At 28.7% G+C, this 15432-nt stretch carries 18 protein-coding genes; 8 read left to right on the forward strand and 10 right to left on the reverse strand.

The window, feature by feature from the left end; translation table 11 throughout:
- Positions 1-7: 7 nt before the first annotated feature.
- Genes ACTT9U_RS02780 through fabA form a run of 3 tightly spaced genes read right to left on the reverse strand, consistent with a single transcriptional unit; the run spans position 8 to position 2507 of the window.
- Positions 8-793: an enoyl-ACP reductase FabI gene (locus ACTT9U_RS02780; protein ID WP_440931669.1), complete on the reverse strand. Its 786-nt coding sequence runs from the start codon at positions 791-793 to the stop codon at positions 8-10.
- Positions 793-2007, reverse strand: a complete 1215-nt coding sequence (gene fabB / locus ACTT9U_RS02785) for a beta-ketoacyl-ACP synthase I (RefSeq protein ID WP_440931670.1) — start codon at positions 2005-2007, stop codon at positions 793-795. The genes ACTT9U_RS02780 and fabB overlap by 1 nt, the downstream gene beginning before the upstream one ends.
- Positions 2004-2507 (reverse strand): bifunctional 3-hydroxydecanoyl-ACP dehydratase/trans-2-decenoyl-ACP isomerase, encoded by a 504-nt coding sequence (gene fabA, locus ACTT9U_RS02790; protein WP_440931671.1) that lies wholly within the window; start codon positions 2505-2507, stop codon positions 2004-2006. Before fabA ends, fabB begins: the two co-directional genes overlap by 4 nt.
- A 74-nt stretch (positions 2508-2581) precedes the next feature.
- Between fabA and ACTT9U_RS02795 the strand changes: the two genes are divergently transcribed.
- The 4 genes from ACTT9U_RS02795 to ACTT9U_RS02810 all read left to right on the forward strand — a co-directional run bounded on the left by ACTT9U_RS02795 (position 2582) and on the right by ACTT9U_RS02810 (position 5618).
- Complete coding sequence (locus ACTT9U_RS02795; RefSeq protein WP_440931672.1) at positions 2582-3010, forward strand: Fur family transcriptional regulator; 429 nt, start codon at positions 2582-2584, stop codon at positions 3008-3010.
- Between the two features lie 106 nt (positions 3011-3116).
- Entirely contained in the window at positions 3117-3533 is a 417-nt protein-coding gene (locus ACTT9U_RS02800) for a rubrerythrin family protein (protein ID WP_014953887.1), read from the forward strand.
- Positions 3534-3690: 157 nt separating this feature from the next.
- Positions 3691-5022 (forward strand): (Fe-S)-binding protein, encoded by a 1332-nt coding sequence (locus ACTT9U_RS02805; protein WP_440931673.1) that lies wholly within the window; start codon positions 3691-3693, stop codon positions 5020-5022.
- Between the two features lie 2 nt (positions 5023-5024).
- Entirely contained in the window at positions 5025-5618 is a 594-nt protein-coding gene (locus ACTT9U_RS02810) for a DUF3501 family protein (protein ID WP_440931674.1), read from the forward strand.
- Here the strand turns inward: ACTT9U_RS02810 and ACTT9U_RS02815 are convergent.
- The 6 genes from ACTT9U_RS02815 to ubiE are packed head-to-tail and all read right to left on the reverse strand — an operon-like array spanning position 5611 to position 10711.
- Positions 5611-6045, reverse strand: a complete 435-nt coding sequence (locus ACTT9U_RS02815) for an SH3 domain-containing protein (RefSeq protein WP_440931675.1) — start codon at positions 6043-6045, stop codon at positions 5611-5613. The two genes, ACTT9U_RS02810 and ACTT9U_RS02815, sit on opposite strands and share 8 nt — an antisense overlap.
- Before the next feature lie 15 nt (positions 6046-6060).
- Positions 6061-6798 carry a HesA/MoeB/ThiF family protein gene (locus ACTT9U_RS02820; protein WP_440931676.1) on the reverse strand — a complete coding sequence of 246 codons (738 nt, stop codon included), beginning with the start codon at positions 6796-6798 and terminating at the stop codon, positions 6061-6063.
- Positions 6795-7232, reverse strand: coding sequence for a dUTP diphosphatase (gene dut, locus ACTT9U_RS02825; RefSeq protein ID WP_440931677.1), 438 nt, complete (start codon positions 7230-7232; stop codon positions 6795-6797). The genes ACTT9U_RS02820 and dut overlap by 4 nt, the downstream gene beginning before the upstream one ends.
- Complete coding sequence (gene coaBC, locus ACTT9U_RS02830) at positions 7232-8431, reverse strand: bifunctional phosphopantothenoylcysteine decarboxylase/phosphopantothenate--cysteine ligase CoaBC (protein ID WP_440931678.1); 1200 nt, start codon at positions 8429-8431, stop codon at positions 7232-7234. Before coaBC ends, dut begins: the two co-directional genes overlap by 1 nt.
- Positions 8432-8438: 7 nt before the next feature.
- Positions 8439-10007 (reverse strand): 2-polyprenylphenol 6-hydroxylase, encoded by a 1569-nt coding sequence (ubiB, locus tag ACTT9U_RS02835; protein ID WP_440931679.1) that lies wholly within the window; start codon positions 10005-10007, stop codon positions 8439-8441.
- Positions 10007-10711, reverse strand: a complete 705-nt coding sequence (gene ubiE / locus ACTT9U_RS02840; RefSeq protein ID WP_440931680.1) for a bifunctional demethylmenaquinone methyltransferase/2-methoxy-6-polyprenyl-1,4-benzoquinol methylase UbiE — start codon at positions 10709-10711, stop codon at positions 10007-10009. Before ubiE ends, ubiB begins: the two co-directional genes overlap by 1 nt.
- Before the next feature lie 33 nt (positions 10712-10744).
- On the opposite strand from ubiE, the gene mutM reads away from it, so the two are divergent.
- The 4 genes from mutM (at position 10745) to dnaN (ending at position 14732) form a co-directional block, all read left to right on the forward strand.
- Entirely contained in the window at positions 10745-11608 is an 864-nt protein-coding gene (gene mutM / locus ACTT9U_RS02845) for a bifunctional DNA-formamidopyrimidine glycosylase/DNA-(apurinic or apyrimidinic site) lyase (RefSeq protein ID WP_440931681.1), read from the forward strand.
- Positions 11609-11659: 51 nt separating this feature from the next.
- On the forward strand, positions 11660-11920 hold the full coding sequence (gene rpsT / locus ACTT9U_RS02850) for a 30S ribosomal protein S20 (protein WP_440931682.1): 261 nt from the start codon (positions 11660-11662) through the stop codon (positions 11918-11920).
- 288 nt (positions 11921-12208) lie between these two features.
- Complete coding sequence (gene dnaA, locus ACTT9U_RS02855; protein ID WP_440931683.1) at positions 12209-13630, forward strand: chromosomal replication initiator protein DnaA; 1422 nt, start codon at positions 12209-12211, stop codon at positions 13628-13630.
- On the forward strand, positions 13620-14732 hold the full coding sequence (gene dnaN, locus ACTT9U_RS02860) for a DNA polymerase III subunit beta (RefSeq protein WP_440931684.1): 1113 nt from the start codon (positions 13620-13622) through the stop codon (positions 14730-14732). Before dnaA ends, dnaN begins: the two co-directional genes overlap by 11 nt.
- Here dnaN and ACTT9U_RS02865 read toward each other — a convergent pair.
- A complete protein-coding gene (locus tag ACTT9U_RS02865; RefSeq protein ID WP_440931685.1) occupies positions 14729-15430 on the reverse strand; it encodes a lysophospholipid acyltransferase family protein in 702 nt (233 codons plus the stop codon). The genes dnaN and ACTT9U_RS02865 overlap by 4 nt on opposite strands.
- Positions 15431-15432: the final 2 nt, after the last annotated feature.

A 15432-nucleotide genomic window follows, 5' to 3' on the forward strand; every position in this document is an offset into this window, starting at 1 on the left:
CTTAATTTTAAGTGAAATTTTTAGGATCTGGCATTCCAACTTTATTGTAACCTGCATCTACATAGTGAATTTCCCCTGTAACACCATTTGCAAGATCGCTTAATAAGTATAAAGCAGAATTTCCAACATCATGGATATCTACATTTCTTTTTAAAAACGAATGATCTTCATTCCATTTATATAAAAATTTTGCATCCCCTATCGCAGATGCCGCTAATGTTTTAATGGGTCCAGCGCTAATAGCGTTTACCCTAATTCCTTTAGTGCCAAGATCTCTAGCTAAATACTTAACACTTGCTTCTAAAGCAGATTTGCAAACCCCCATTACATTGTAATTTGGAATTGCTTTAGTAGACTCATAAGTAAGTGTTATCATACTTCCATTTTGCTTCATTACTTTTTGAGCTTCTCTTGCAACCTCTGTAAATGAAAAGCATGAGATTAACATACTTCTTAAGAAATTTTCTCGGGTTGTGTTAAGATATTCTCCTGATAACTCTGATTTATCTGAAAAGGCTACTGCATGAACAACAAAATCAATCTCACCCCATGATGATTTGATATCTTCAAAAAGTTTAATAACTTCCTCTTGTTTTTCTACATCACAGCTAAATGTAACATTTGAATTTAATTTTTCTGCTAAGGGGACAACTCTTTTTTTTAAAGCATCACCAAGATATGTAAAAGCTAGTTCAGCTCCAGCCTCAGCTAATTTTTGAGATATGCCCCAGGCAATTGATCGCTCGTTAGCGACTCCCATGATTAATCCTTTTTTTCCTTTCATTAAGCTCATCATTCTACCTTTTCAAATATTAAAGCTGCATTAGTACCACCAAATCCAAAACTATTAGACATTACAGTATTAAGTTTTGCACTAGTTTCAGTTTTTGTAACTATCGGAAATTTTTTAGCTTCTTCATCCATATCATTAATATTTGCTGAACCAGTGATAAAATTGTTTTTCATCATAATAAGACAATATATTGCCTCATGCACAGAAGCAGCTCCTAGTGGATGGCCTGATAAAGATTTAGTTGAACTTATTTTTGGTATTTCATTTCCAAAAGTTTCTTTAACTGCATTAAGTTCAGTAATATCACCAACTGGTGTGGATGTACCGTGAGTATTGATGTAATCAATTTTATTTTTAGCAGTAGATAAAGCCATTTTCATACATCTAACTGCTCCTTCTCCTGATGGAGCTACCATGTCATAACCATCTGATGTTGCGCCATAACCTGTTAATTCAGCATAAATTTTTGCTCCACGTGCTTTAGCGTGTTCATATTCTTCTAAGACCAAAACACCTGCACCACCTGCTATTACAAAACCATCTCTAGTTTTATCGTAAGCTCTTGATGCTTTTTCTGGTGTATCGTTGTATTTAGATGAAAGTGCTGTCATAGCATCAAACATAGCAGTCATAGCCCAGTGCAATTCTTCACTTCCCCCAGCAAAAACAATATCTTGTTTACCCATTTGGATTAATTCACTGGCATGTCCAATACAATGTCCACTCGTAGCACATGCTGAACTCATTGTGTAATTCACACCTTTTATTTTAAATGGAACTGCTAAAGTAGCAGAAGCAGTACTTGCCATGGTTCTTGGGACTATAAATGGTCCCATTAGTTTTGGTGTTTTTGCTCTAGTTTTATCAACTGACAGAACAACATTTTCTATAGAAGGGCCACCAGACCCCATGACTAAACCAGTTTTAAAGTTGCTAACTTGATTATCTTCTAGTCCAGAGTCTTTTACAGCTTCTTTCATGGCTATATAATTATAAGCAGAACCAGATCCCATAAATCTTATAGTTTTTCTATCTACATGGTCTTCCAGTTTGATATTCGGTTTTCCGTGAATATTACTTTTTAAATTGTGTTCTTTATACTCTTCAGCGAATGAAATTCCTGATTTTGAATTTAATAATGATTGATGCACTTCTTCTTGATTGTTTCCTAAACAAGATACAATCCCAAGTCCTGTAATTACTACTCTTCTCATGATTTAAATAACCCCACTTTCAAACTTTCTGCAGTGTAAATTTTTTTATCGTCTGCGTAAACAACTCCATTTGCTAAACCTACTGTTGTACCACCAGGCGACATAATTTTTTTCATATCTATTTTATATTTAACAAGTTTTATATTTTGTAAAACCTCTCCTGTAAATTTAACAGTTCCAACACCAAGTGCCCTACCTTTTCCTGGATTTCCTAACCATCCAAGAAAAAAACCCACAAGTTGCCACATCGCGTCTAAACCAAGACAACCTGGCATTACAGGATCTTCTTTGAAATGACAGTCAAAGAACCACAAATCTTTTTTCACATCAAGCTCTGCTGACAATGAGCCTTTTTCGAATTGACCATTGTCATCATTTATACTGGTAATCCTATCAAACATAAGCATTGGAGGAAGTGGCAATTTTGCATTTCCAGGACCAAATAAGTCCCCATTTCCACATTTGATAAGATCGTCATAGCTGAAAGAGTTTTTTTTCATAAAAATTGAACTCCCTTAATACTTGATTTATTTGTAATATAATATAGAAATAGTTTAGAATAGTTATAATTAACATGATAAAAAACGTTGATTTTATTGATAAATTAAGAAAATCAGGCTTAAGACCTACAAGACAAAGACTAAAAATATGTGAGGTTTTGTTTGATAGAGAAAACACTTTTCATTTTACTATTAACGATCTAACAAAAATTATTAGCGATAAACTTAGTGAAAAAATCTCACTGGCTACAGTTTATAACACTGTACATGCCTTTAAAAACAAAGGTTATTTAAAAGAGATTTCAATAAACAGTGATAAGAGTTATTTTGATACCAACACTACTGTGCACCATCATTTTTTTGACGAGGACACAAATGAGCTTATTGATTGTGATGAAAGTAATTTAGAACAAGTAAAAATTAAAAATAATATTACTGGAAAAAAAATAAATTCAGTTGAGGTTCTGATTAAAGTTGCGAGTGATTATCAAAATCAAAAATAATACAATAATTTCAGTTATTTAAAAAATACATTAAAATGATTCTAAACTGTTGACATATAGTTTAGAATGATTATATGTTGTACACATTTAATTTAAGGAGAAAACAATGTCTTTAAAAGGAAGTAAAACAGAAGAAAACTTAAAAGCAGCATTTGCTGGTGAAAGTCAAGCTAACAGAAGATACCTTTATTTCGCTCAAAAAGCAGATATCGAAGGTTACAATGATGTAGCTACAGTTTTCAGATCTACAGCAGAAGGTGAAACTGGACATGCACATGGTCATTTAGAGTACCTAGAGCAAGTTGGTGACCCTGCTACTGGTAAACCAATTGGTGAAACGAAAGCAAATCTTGCTTCAGCTATTGAGGGTGAAACACATGAATACACTGACATGTACCCAGGTATGGCTAAAACTGCAAGGGAAGAAGGTTTTGAAGAAATTGCAGATTGGTTTGAAACTTTAGCAAAAGCTGAAAAATCACACGCTGGTAAATTCCAAAAAACTTTAGAATCTATTAGCTAATAAATATTCTTAGTGGGCATTAAATATGCCCACTAAATTTTAACACAAAAATTTTTACAAAAATGATAGGACAAATTATACAATTGTTTAGAGATTGGTTTAATGAGCCAGCCTTAATTGTGTCTTTATCATTAATATTAATTACAAATTTAATTATATGAGCAAAGAGGGCAGTACAGAAGCACCTATTAGACATCCAATAGATTTTGAACATCCAGATTTTACCAATCCTGAGAAGTTGGATTCAGAAATGAGAAGAGTTTTTGATATTTGTCATGGTTGTAGAAGGTGCTTTAATTTGTGTGACTCATTTCCAAAGCTATTTGATATGATTGATGAGTCTAAAGATGAGGATGTAGAAAGCTTATCGAGCAATCAATTTGCACCTGTTGTAGATGCTTGTACTTTATGTGACATGTGTTTTATGACCAAGTGTCCATATGTGCCGCCACATGATTTTGATTTAGATTTTCCGCATTTAATGTTGAGGTACAGAACAGCGCAAAAAAAATTAGGAAAATTGCCAGCTATTCCTAGACAATTAGCAGAGATAGATAGGAATTCAAAAATAGGAGTATTGCTTTCAGGATTAATAAATTGGGTTTCTGATATTAAAAATAAATTTTTTAGAAAATTATTAGAAATTATTGCAGGAATTGATGCTAGAGTTCAATTGCCGAAATATAATTCTGAAACATTTTCAAATTTCTTTAAGAAAAATAATCATCAAATAAAATTTGATGACAAAAGCAATGATAGAAAAGTTGTAATCTACTCAACTTGTTTTGTTAATTTTAATAAAAAGAATACAGGTGTAGCTGCTCTTAAGGTGTTAAAGAAAAATGGTGTTGAAGTTCAAGAGGCATATCCAGGTTGTTGCGGAATGCCGTTTTTAGAACAAGCAGATTTACCAAAAGTTGTAGAACAGGCTAAAAAAGTTTCTGCAGACTTGGTAGAATGGATAAACAAAGGGTATAAAGTTGTAACATTAACAGCTAGCTGTGGTTTAATGCTTAAATTTGAGTGGCCATTGTTATTACCAAATGATGAAACTGTAAAAAAATTATCTGAGAATGTAATGGATATTGACGAGTACGTTGTGGATATAGCTAACAATGAGGGTTTAGCTGACGGTTTACAAGAAATTGATGGCGGTGTGACTGTTCATCATGCTTGCCACGCCAGGGCTCAAAATATGGGTATTAAAGCAAGAGATATGCTTAAACTAATTCCAAATGTAAAAATTGATGTTGTTGAGAGGTGTGCTGGCCATGGAGGTACTTTTGGTGTCATGAAAGAAACTCATGATTTAGCTAAAAAAGTCGGAAGACCAACAGCTCGACAAATTAAAACTAAAAACAACAAATATATGGCATCTGATTGTCCGTTAGCTGGCAAACATTTGAAACAATTAGAAGCTGACACAAATATAGCTAACGATGAGGCACTACACCCTATCGAATTAATGGCTAAAAGTTATAAATTATAATTATGCCAAAAGATAAAAGAGAAATAACTAAAGAAGATATAATGCCTTTAGACACCTACACAAAAAATAGAGGTGAGCTTAGAAAGAATATTGTTGATTTTAAAAAAGATAGAAGAGTTCCTCTTGGACCTTACGCAACTTTTTATTTTGAAAGTTATGAAACGATGTTGGCTCAAATTCAAGAAATGCTTTATATTGAAAAAGGTGGGGATGAACAATTAAATGATGAATTAGCAGCTTACAATCCTTTAGTTCCTAATGGTAAGGAATTAACAGCAACACTAATGTTCGAAATTGACAATCCCGTTTCAAGAGCTGCGTTTTTAGGAAAAGTAGGTGGAATAGAGGAAAAAGTATTTATGAAAATAGATGGTGACATAGTTAAGGCTGTGCCAGAAGAAGATGTGGACAGAACATCAGCTGATGGTAAAGCATCATCTGTTCAATTTATTCACTTTCAATTAAATGAAGAACAAATAAATAAATTTAAATCAAAATCTTCTCTAATAGAATTAGGTATTGATCATAATGAGTATTCACATACAACAAAACTTACTGATGCAACAGTAAACTCTCTATCTGCAGATTTTAATTAATTGATCCCCAAATATTATTAGTTTTTATCCAACCAGAATAATTCTCTGTTTTAATTTTACACCAGTCATTTACGCACTTATTAATTATTAATAATCGTCCAGTCTTAATTTTTGCAACTGGTTGCGAAAATAAAGTTGGTTTTGAAAATAAAACTTTGTCTTCCAAAACTATTATTGAGTTAGCTTTTTTAAGTTGAGAGACATGTATCCAACCACTATTATTTTTTAAATCGATTATTCTTCTAAAATTCTCTTTTTGGTCGATTTGTTTTATTGGTAGATTGATTTTGTTGTAAACATATTTTACTTGAAAATTAAATCCCGGTCCGTATCTAACATTAACTTTGTTTTTTTTTAATGAAAGAAATGTTTCTTGTGAAAAAGAAAACGAAGGAATAAGCAAGATAATTAAAATTAATTTTATCATAAATTTAGACAAAACTTATATTTTTTTAAATTTTACTTTTCGAAAATTTAAATTTAACAAATCTATAATTAATATTTCATTATTTAAATTTTGACCAATTTCGGTTATCATTTTTATTGCTTCGTTTGCTTGTACGGCACCAATTATTGTTGCTGTAGTTCCAAGCACACCCTCAAACTCACAATTAAGAATATCATCACTTATTTCTTCTTCTTGGTAAAAATCTCTTAAGGATGCAGTTTTTTTGTCTTTAAAATTGAAAGTAAAAATGTGACCATCAAATTTACTGATGGCACCAGTTATTAATTTTTTTTTATACTTCAAACAGATATCATTTAGTAAAAATTTAGTTTCAAAATTATCCGATCCATCAATTATTAGATCATAATTTTTCATTATTTCTTTAATATTTTTATTATTTAATCTTTTTTTGTATGTTTTTATTTTTGTATTTGGGTTAATTGCTTTTAATTTTTTCTTAGCAACGATGACTTTTGATTTATTAACATCTCTTGTATCAAATAAACTTTGTCTATGAATATTCGAAAGACCAACAATATCATCATCAATTAATCCAATATTTCCAATACCAGATCTAACAAGATTTTCTGCTGCTGGACATCCTAAACCACCAACACCTACAATTAAAATTTGAGCAGATAGAATCTTTTCTTGTCCTTTTGCTCCAATATTTTTTAAAACTAGTTGTCGTGAGTATCTCTCAATTTGAGATTTTTTTAGATTTTTGTTCATTTCCCAGTAGAGCCAAAACCTCCCTCACCTCTTACTGTTTCTGGCAGCTCTTCTTTTTCATGTAGTTCCATTTTTATAATTGGTGTTAATATCATTTGAGCAACTCTATCATTATTATTTATTAAAAAATTCTCATTACCATGATTAAATAAAATTATTTTTAACTCACCTCTGTAGTCACTATCAATAGTTCCAGGCGTATTCAAAACAGTAATATTATTTTTAGCAGCCAAACCTGATCTAGGACGTATTTGAATTTCATATTCTTCTGGAAAAGCTAAAGATAAACCAGTTGGTACCAAACATGATTTACCAGGCTCTAAATTTATTGGTTTTTCAATGAAAGCCATTAAATCCATTCCTGATGCTCCACTTGTTTTATAAGAAGGCAATTGTACAGATGGATTTAATTTTTTAATTAAAACTCTAACCATTAGTTCAAATGATTAATAATTTTTTCAACGATTTCATCTGAAATTTCAGATTTATGTTTATAAGATAATTTTTCTTTATTTCCTTTTTTATAATAAATTGAAACTTCATTAAATTCTGAGTTAAAACCTATTTTTTTATTAGACACATCATTTGCAATTATCCAATCACAATTTTTATCATTAAGTTTTTTAATTGAATAATTTTCTAAATTATTTGTTTCTGCCGCAAAACCTATTACAAGCTTAGGTCTTAAAGAATTATGATTAGAAACATAGTTAAGAATATCAATATTTTTTTCTAATTCGAGATTAAAATTATCTTGCTTCTTGACTTTAAATTTAGATAGGTGTTTTGCTTTATAGTCACCCACAGCCGCTGAAAAAATAGCAACATCAGCAGGCAAGTTATTTTGAGTTGCTTTAAACATTTCTTCTGCTGTTTCAACTCTAATCAAATTTACTGTATCATCTATCTCTAGATTAGTTGGACCTGATATCAAAGTAGTTTCAAACCCTTTGTTAGATAAAGATTTTGCAATTTCATAACCTTGTTTGCCACTTGATTTATTTGTGATGTATCTCACAGGATCAATATACTCATGAGTCGGCCCAGCTGTAACTACTGCCTTATATTTATTATTTGAATTTAAAATATCAAAATAATTACCTATTTCTTTTAGAATTGATACAGGTTCTGACATTTTTCCTTCTCCATACTCACCACAAGCCATATCTCCTATTTCAGGTCCTATTAATTCATAATTATAAGATTTAAGTTTTTTTATATTATCCTTGGTGGATTTATGTTCCCACATTCTTACATTCATCGCAGGAGCGATAAAAATTTTTTTATTAGAAGCAAGGGCAACCGTAGAAGCTAAATCATCAGAAATACCATTGGCAAGTTTTGAAATTGTATTAGCTGTTGCAGGTGCAATTAATATAAGATCTGACCATCTAGATAAGCTTATATGATCCATCTCAGCTTCATCCTCTAAACTGAAAAGATCCTGATAAACTTTTGACTGCGATAAAGATGTGATAGATAAGGGAGTAACAAATTTACTACCACTTTTTGTTAGTATAGTTTTAATTGTTGCTCCATTTTTTTTTAGAAGTCTTATTAATTCAAGACTTTTATAAGCAGCAATGCCACCACAAATAATCAACAACACTTTTTTATTTATTAAACTTTTCATTGAGCGATTAAAATACCAATAGACTTAAAATTACAAGCAGTAAAAATCCAATAATTGTTTGATTTCTAAAAGCTAACATTTCAGATTTTTTATTATTTAAAGTGTTATAAGAATTTGAATTTTGAGGTATTTGACCATTAGCAAGAAACGTTAAAGCTTGGTTAGCTTTATCCATTATTTCTGGAAATTCTGGCAATCTTTTAATGACTTCCGAGGTAGTATCTAAAGTTTCGTTAATAGTCTTTATGGGGTCCTTAGTTTCTCTTAACCAACTTTCCAAAACAGGCTTTGATGTAGTCCATATATTTGTATTTGGATTGAGTTTTCTTGCAACACCTTCCACTACCACCATAGTTTTTTGAAGCATTAATAATTGAGGTTGTGTCTGCATATTAAATTTTTCAGTTACATCAAATAATTGCTTTAATAGTTTTCCACCAGAAATATCTTTAACTTCTTGTCCAAAAATTGGTTCTCCAATTGATCTTAATGCTTGAGCTAAATCATTGATAGGGACATCTGGTGGCACAAGACCTGCTAAGAGATGTACCTCAGCAACCTTTTTGTAATCTCTTTGAATAAAACCAAATAAAATTTCAGCTAGAAATCTTTTACTCATTTTATCCAATCTTCCCATTATACCAAAATCTATAGGAACAATTTGGCCCGAGGTATCTATAAAAACATTTCCTTGATGCATATCAGCGTGAAAAAAACCATCTCTAACAGCGTGTCTTAAAAAATGTTGAATAATATCTTCAGCAATTTTTTTTGTATCTATATTTTGTTTTTTAAGCTCTTCTGTCTCACGTATAGAAACACCATCTACCCAATCTAATGTCATTACATTTTCACTAGTATAATTCCAATAAATTTTTGGGACTCTAAAACCAGCATCATTTTTTGTATTCTCAGCATACTCATTAGCAGCAGCTGCCTCAAATCTTAAATCCATCTCTAGGTTAGTAATTTCTTTTAATAAAAAAACTACATCTACTAATTTTAATCTTTTTGTTTTTTTAATTGCAGATTCAATTAAAAAAGCAAATAACATCATTGCATCTATCTCTTCATTAAATTCTTTTTTAATATTTGGTCTTAAAATTTTAATAGCCACATCTTTAATGGTCCCATTGTCATTTATTTTTGCTTTATGAACTTGAGCTATAGATGCTGCCGCAACTGGATCACTAATATCAATTATTGAATTATAAGTTTCTTCTCCTAAGTCTTCTTTTATAATCTGTTTTGCATCACTTATTGAAAATGGAGGCAGTCTATCTTGAAGGCTCTCTAATTTTTTTGAAAGCTGTTCGCCTATTATGTCTGGTCTGGTTGCTAAAAATTGACCAAGCTTGATAAATGTTGTTCCTAGACTTTCTAGTGTATCAGATAATCTTTCTCCTTCATCTTTATTTGTCGATAAATTTTTTTTGTCTGATAAAGAAAAAGCCAATAATTTAAATATTATCGTTATTGCTAATGGTGGTGTTTGAAATTGAGAGGCAATATTAAGAATATCTGATTTTGCAACTTTTCTGCCTAATTTAAATAATGTGAAAAGTTTTTTGATCATTAAATTTTCCAACCAGTATGTATTGAAACTATTCCACCTGATAAATTTCTATAATTACATTTTTCAAATTTATTTTTTTTTATTAAATCTAATAGTTCTTCTTGATTTAGGAATTTATCTATACTTTCAATTAAATATTCATAGGGTTCTTTCTCACCAACAATATATTTTCCTATAATAGGAATTAGTTTTGAGTATTGTTTGTAAATAAAATCTAAATTTTCATTTTGAATTTTAGAAAATTCTAAACAAAAAAATCTACCACCAGGTTTTAAAACTCTATAAGCTTCTGAAAGAGACAGATCTAGATTTTTTGTATTTCTTAGTCCGAAACTTATTGTATAAAAGTCAAATGAATTATCTTTCACAGGCATTTTTTCAGCACTAGAAATAATCCAGTTAATATTTTTATACCTTTTTAGTTTTTTTTTCCCTTTCGATATCATTCCTTTATTTGGATCAATGCAAGTTATAGAATTTTCTTTATTTGTACTGTCTAAAAAAAGTTTTCCTATATCACCAGTTCCACAAGCAACATCAATTAAGTTATTTTTTTTTGATGGATTCATCATATTGATTAAACTTTTTTTCCAAAATCTATGTATACCTAATGACATGAAGTCATTCATTAAATCGTATTTATCAAAAACTTGATTAAATACTCCTTGGACTAAACCTTTTTTATTTTGAAGATTTTGTTGCATTTTAAATTAATTATTCCATTAATATAATAATAAATGCCAGAATTACCAGAAGTAGAAGTTGTACGCCAGTCATTAGCAAAAAATTTTATTGGTAAAAAAATCAAGAAAGTTTTAGTTAGAAATAGAAAATTAAGATTTAAGCTAAATACATCATTTGAAAAAGAATTAAAAAATAAATCAATAAATAAAATTCATAGATTCTCAAAATACTTGATAATGGAATTAAATGATAAGAAATTTTGTATTATTCATTTAGGTATGTCGGGCACAATTCATGTTGTAAAAAAAAATAACAAAAAGTTTTTTACTAACACAAGTTTTTATAATTCTCCTAATTTACCGACAAAACATAATCATATTGAGTTTGAATTTGAAAATTCAAAGTTAGTTTATAATGATCCAAGAAGATTTGGTTTTTTTCAAATGATTAAAGATCAAAAACAACTAAAGGATCGTTTCAAATTTTACGGTCCAGAGCCTTTTGATAAAAAATTTGATTTAAAATATGTGATTAATTATTTCAAAAACAAAAATAAAGATATCAAAAATTATTTGCTAGATCAGAAATTTGTATCAGGAATTGGAAATATATATGCAAGTGAAATTTTATATTTATCAAAGATAAATCCTTTAACATCAGTAAATGATTTAAATAGAACTCAATGTAAAAAAATAATCATTAACTCTAAAAAAATTTTGTTAAATGCAATTATTAAAGGTGGCTCAACTATCAGAGATTTTAAAAATACATTTGGTAGCTCAGGAAAGTTTCAAAAAGAATTTAAAGTTTATGGAAGAGAAAAACTTAAATGTAAAAGGCTTAATTGCAATGGCACAATTGATAAAATAGTTCAGGCAAATAGATCTACTTTTCTATGTAAAATATGCCAAAAATAATAAATAATATATTGACCAGAGTAATTTAAGCGGCTATACCCCTGCAAAATTATGGCAAATACAAAATCTGCAATTAAAAGAATTAGAAGAATAGCTAAACAGACAACTGTAAATAGAGCACGTAAAAGCAGATACAAGAATGCTCTAAAGAAAATAAACGCGCTGATTGTAGAAAAGAAGAAAGATGAAGCTTTAAAATTCTTACCTAAGTTGAATTCAGAATTAATGAAAATTGCTAAAACAGGCATTATCAAAAAACAAAATGCTTCTAGAAACGTTTCAAGAATTACAAAGAAAATTTCTGCGCTTTAAGAAAAAAACTACAGGTTGATACAACCATTAATTCTACTAGATCTATCAAACTTTAAATTATTAAAACTATATTTAGATTAAGTAAATAAAATATAAACATAATTTGTTAACTATCCAATAAATAAATTTATATTTTTTGATACATAAAATTTTTTATTGTCAAAAAAATTTTTTTTGTGTGACAAAAATTTATACAATCCAAGATTTTATTTTTTTTTAAGATTTAATAATAACTTGTTGAACTTAAATCTATTTAGTTCTACAAAATTTTTTTCCAAAAATAAAACAATGAACAATACATTTACTAAAAATAATCCAAACCAAATTAATGCAGATAGATTAGATTGGGAATTAGTAAAATCAGAAATGAAAAAAAAACTTGGTTCTGATATTTATGAGAGTTGGTTAAAAAAAATTGAATTTATAGAAGAAGTTAATAATTATGTTCTATTATCGGTCCCAACTAGATTTATTAGAGATTGGATTACATCTAGATATTTAGATCAAATTTTACAAATAATAAAAAATTATAAAAAAGAAATCCACAGAATAGAGTTTAAGATTATAGAAAAAAAATCAATCCAAGAAAATTTAAATGAGACAGATACAAATTTAAATAAATTTGATGAAAATGTTTCATTTATAAAAGACTCTTATCTTCAATATAATAGAATAGATCCCAATAAGAGATTTGATAATTTTATTACAGGATCAAGTAATAAGTTAGCATATGAAGCTTCTTTAAAAGTATCTGAGAATATTGCTCACTATAATCCTTTGTATATTTATGGTGGTGTTGGAATGGGAAAAACACATCTACTCAATGCAATTGGTTTAGAACTAAAAAAAAATAATAAAGTAATGTTTATTTCAGCAGAGAGATTCATGTACCAATTTGTGAAATCTATAAAATCTAACGATATGGTAAAATTTAAAGAATATTTTAGGAATACTGATATTCTTTTAATAGACGATATTCAATTTATGAATGGTAAAGAAGCAATGCAAGAAGAGTTTTTTCATACTTTTAACGCTTTATTGGATAAAGGTTCACAAATAATTGTATCAGCAGATAGAGCCCCTAATAAATTATCCAGAATTCAAGAAAGAATAAAATCAAGATTTTCAGGAGGTTTAGTAGTGGATATACAAAAACCTGATTATCAATTACGAAAAGAGATTGTTGCAAAAAAAGCAGATGAATTAACTTCTTTATTTTCAGATCAAAAAAAAATTTCTCAAGATATTCAGGATTTTATAAGTAACGAGATTACAGGTAGTATAAGAGAGCTTGTAGGTGCAATTAATAGGCTGGTATCTTTTTCAAGAATTTATAATAAGATTCCAAACATAAGTGAAACAAAAGTTGTATTAAAAGATTTATTAAATATTTCAGAAAACAAAGTAACAATTGACTTAATTCAAACTTTAGTCTGTAAGTTTTTTAAGATTAGTAAAAATGAAATGTTGTCTGCTAGAAGATCTAGATATTTGGTAAGGCCACGACAAGTTGCAATCTATCTTACAAAAATTTTAACATCAAAATCATTACCAGAAATAGGCCGTGAATTTTCTAACAGAGATCACACAACAATTATTCATTCGGTAAAAACAATTGAAAAATTGAAAGAAAATGATCCGGAAATGGTTGAAAATATTAATAAGTTAAAAAATCAAATTTTATATAAAAACCAAGAAAATGAAGTTTAATATTAATCAACAAGATTTACAGCAAGCCTTAAATTATTGCCAAGGTGTAATTGAAAAAAGAAGCACGTTGCCAATTCTTTCAAACATTTTGTTAGATGCAAATAATTCAAACTTAACTATTACAGCGACAGATCTTGATCTGATTTTTATTCATCAAATCAAAAATGTAGAAATTTTAGAACCAGGTAGAACAACCACAACCTCATCAATAATGTATGACATAATAAGAAAGTTTACATCGGGGAAAAAAATAAACTTATCGTTAAAAGATGAAAGTAAACTTCAAGTAGAGTCGGAAAAATCTTTATTTAACTTAAATTGTATAAATGCTTCTGAATTTCCATTAACTGATGAAAATTTCAATCAAAACGAATTTTTAATAAAGTCCAAACAATTATTAAAATTATTAAACAAATGTAAATTCTCAGTTTCTAATGATGAGACTAGACATTATTTAAGTGGGATTTATTTACATCAAACGGAAGTTGAAGATAAAATTTATCTCACAGCTGCTGCTACTGACAGTCATAGAATGTCAATTTCAAAAGTTAGATTGGAAAATAAAATTGAATTTGAACCAATTATATTGCCAAAGAAAACAATTTTTCAATTATGTTCTTTACTCGATAATTATGATGGCGAAGTGAAAATTTCTAATGCAAAATCAAAAATAAAGTTTGAACTGGACAATAGTATATTAATTTCAAAATTAATTGATGGTAAATTTCCTAATTATATTCAGGTTATTCCAAAAAATAATCAGAAAAAATTAGAGCTAGATCTTAAATTATTTTTAGATTCTGTTGATAGAGTTGCATCTGTATCATTAGATAAGAAAGATGGTGTTAAGTTTAACATGTCTAAAGATATTTTAAATTTATCTGTAAATAATACTAATAGTGGAGATGGTAAAGAAAGTTTAAGTGTTAGTTTTGATCATGATCTAGAAATAAGCTTTAATTCAAGATATTTAATGGACGTTGCATCTCAGTTAGATGGAGAAAAAATAGAAATTTATTTTAATGATACTGGTTCACCAGCATTAATTAAGGATCCAGGTGATTTCGATAGCATTTATGTTGTGATGCCCATGAAAGGCTAATTAATTTTATCTAATTCTTCATATATTTCTTTTTGTATCAATTGTATAAAGTTTTCTTTTGATAAACCCTGATCGATTTTTTTTAATATTGAAATTGTTATTGTTCTATTTGGTATTTTTTGATTTTTTTTAGGCCAAACATACCCAGAATTAATCGCTATAGGCTGACAAGGAACATTTATTTGCTCATAAATTCTCCCAGCCCCTTTTTTAAAGTCTGATCTATCTTCTGGCAAGGCTCTTGTTCCTTGAGGAAAAATTATTAAAGGTCTATTAGTTGTTTGTATCATTTGATTAATATCATCAATAAATCCTAGATTATCTTTAGTTATTTTATTTCTCTTAATTGATATAGATCCAATTTTTTTTAAGTACCATCCAAAAATAGGAATTAACAAAAGTTCATTTTTTAAAATAAAAACTGGAGAATTAAATATTGTTTGAAGGTAAAAAGTTTCAAACATCGACTGATGTGATGAAGCAATAAAAAATTTTTCATTTGAAATTATATTTTCTTTACCTTTAATTAAGATTTTAACATTTAAGAAGATTCTCAGACAGATTGCTGACCAATAGCCCATTAACTTTCCACCGAATAAAACAATTTTTTGAGGAAGAAAAAATGAAGGTAAGAAAATCAAAGAAATTATTATAATTCCTAGAAAGAAAAATAATGAAAATAAAATATTTCTAGTCATTT

Origin of the sequence: Candidatus Pelagibacter sp., from assembly GCF_052049975.1 — a bacterium.
In the GTDB taxonomy this organism is placed as follows: Bacteria; Pseudomonadota; Alphaproteobacteria; order Pelagibacterales; family Pelagibacteraceae; genus Pelagibacter.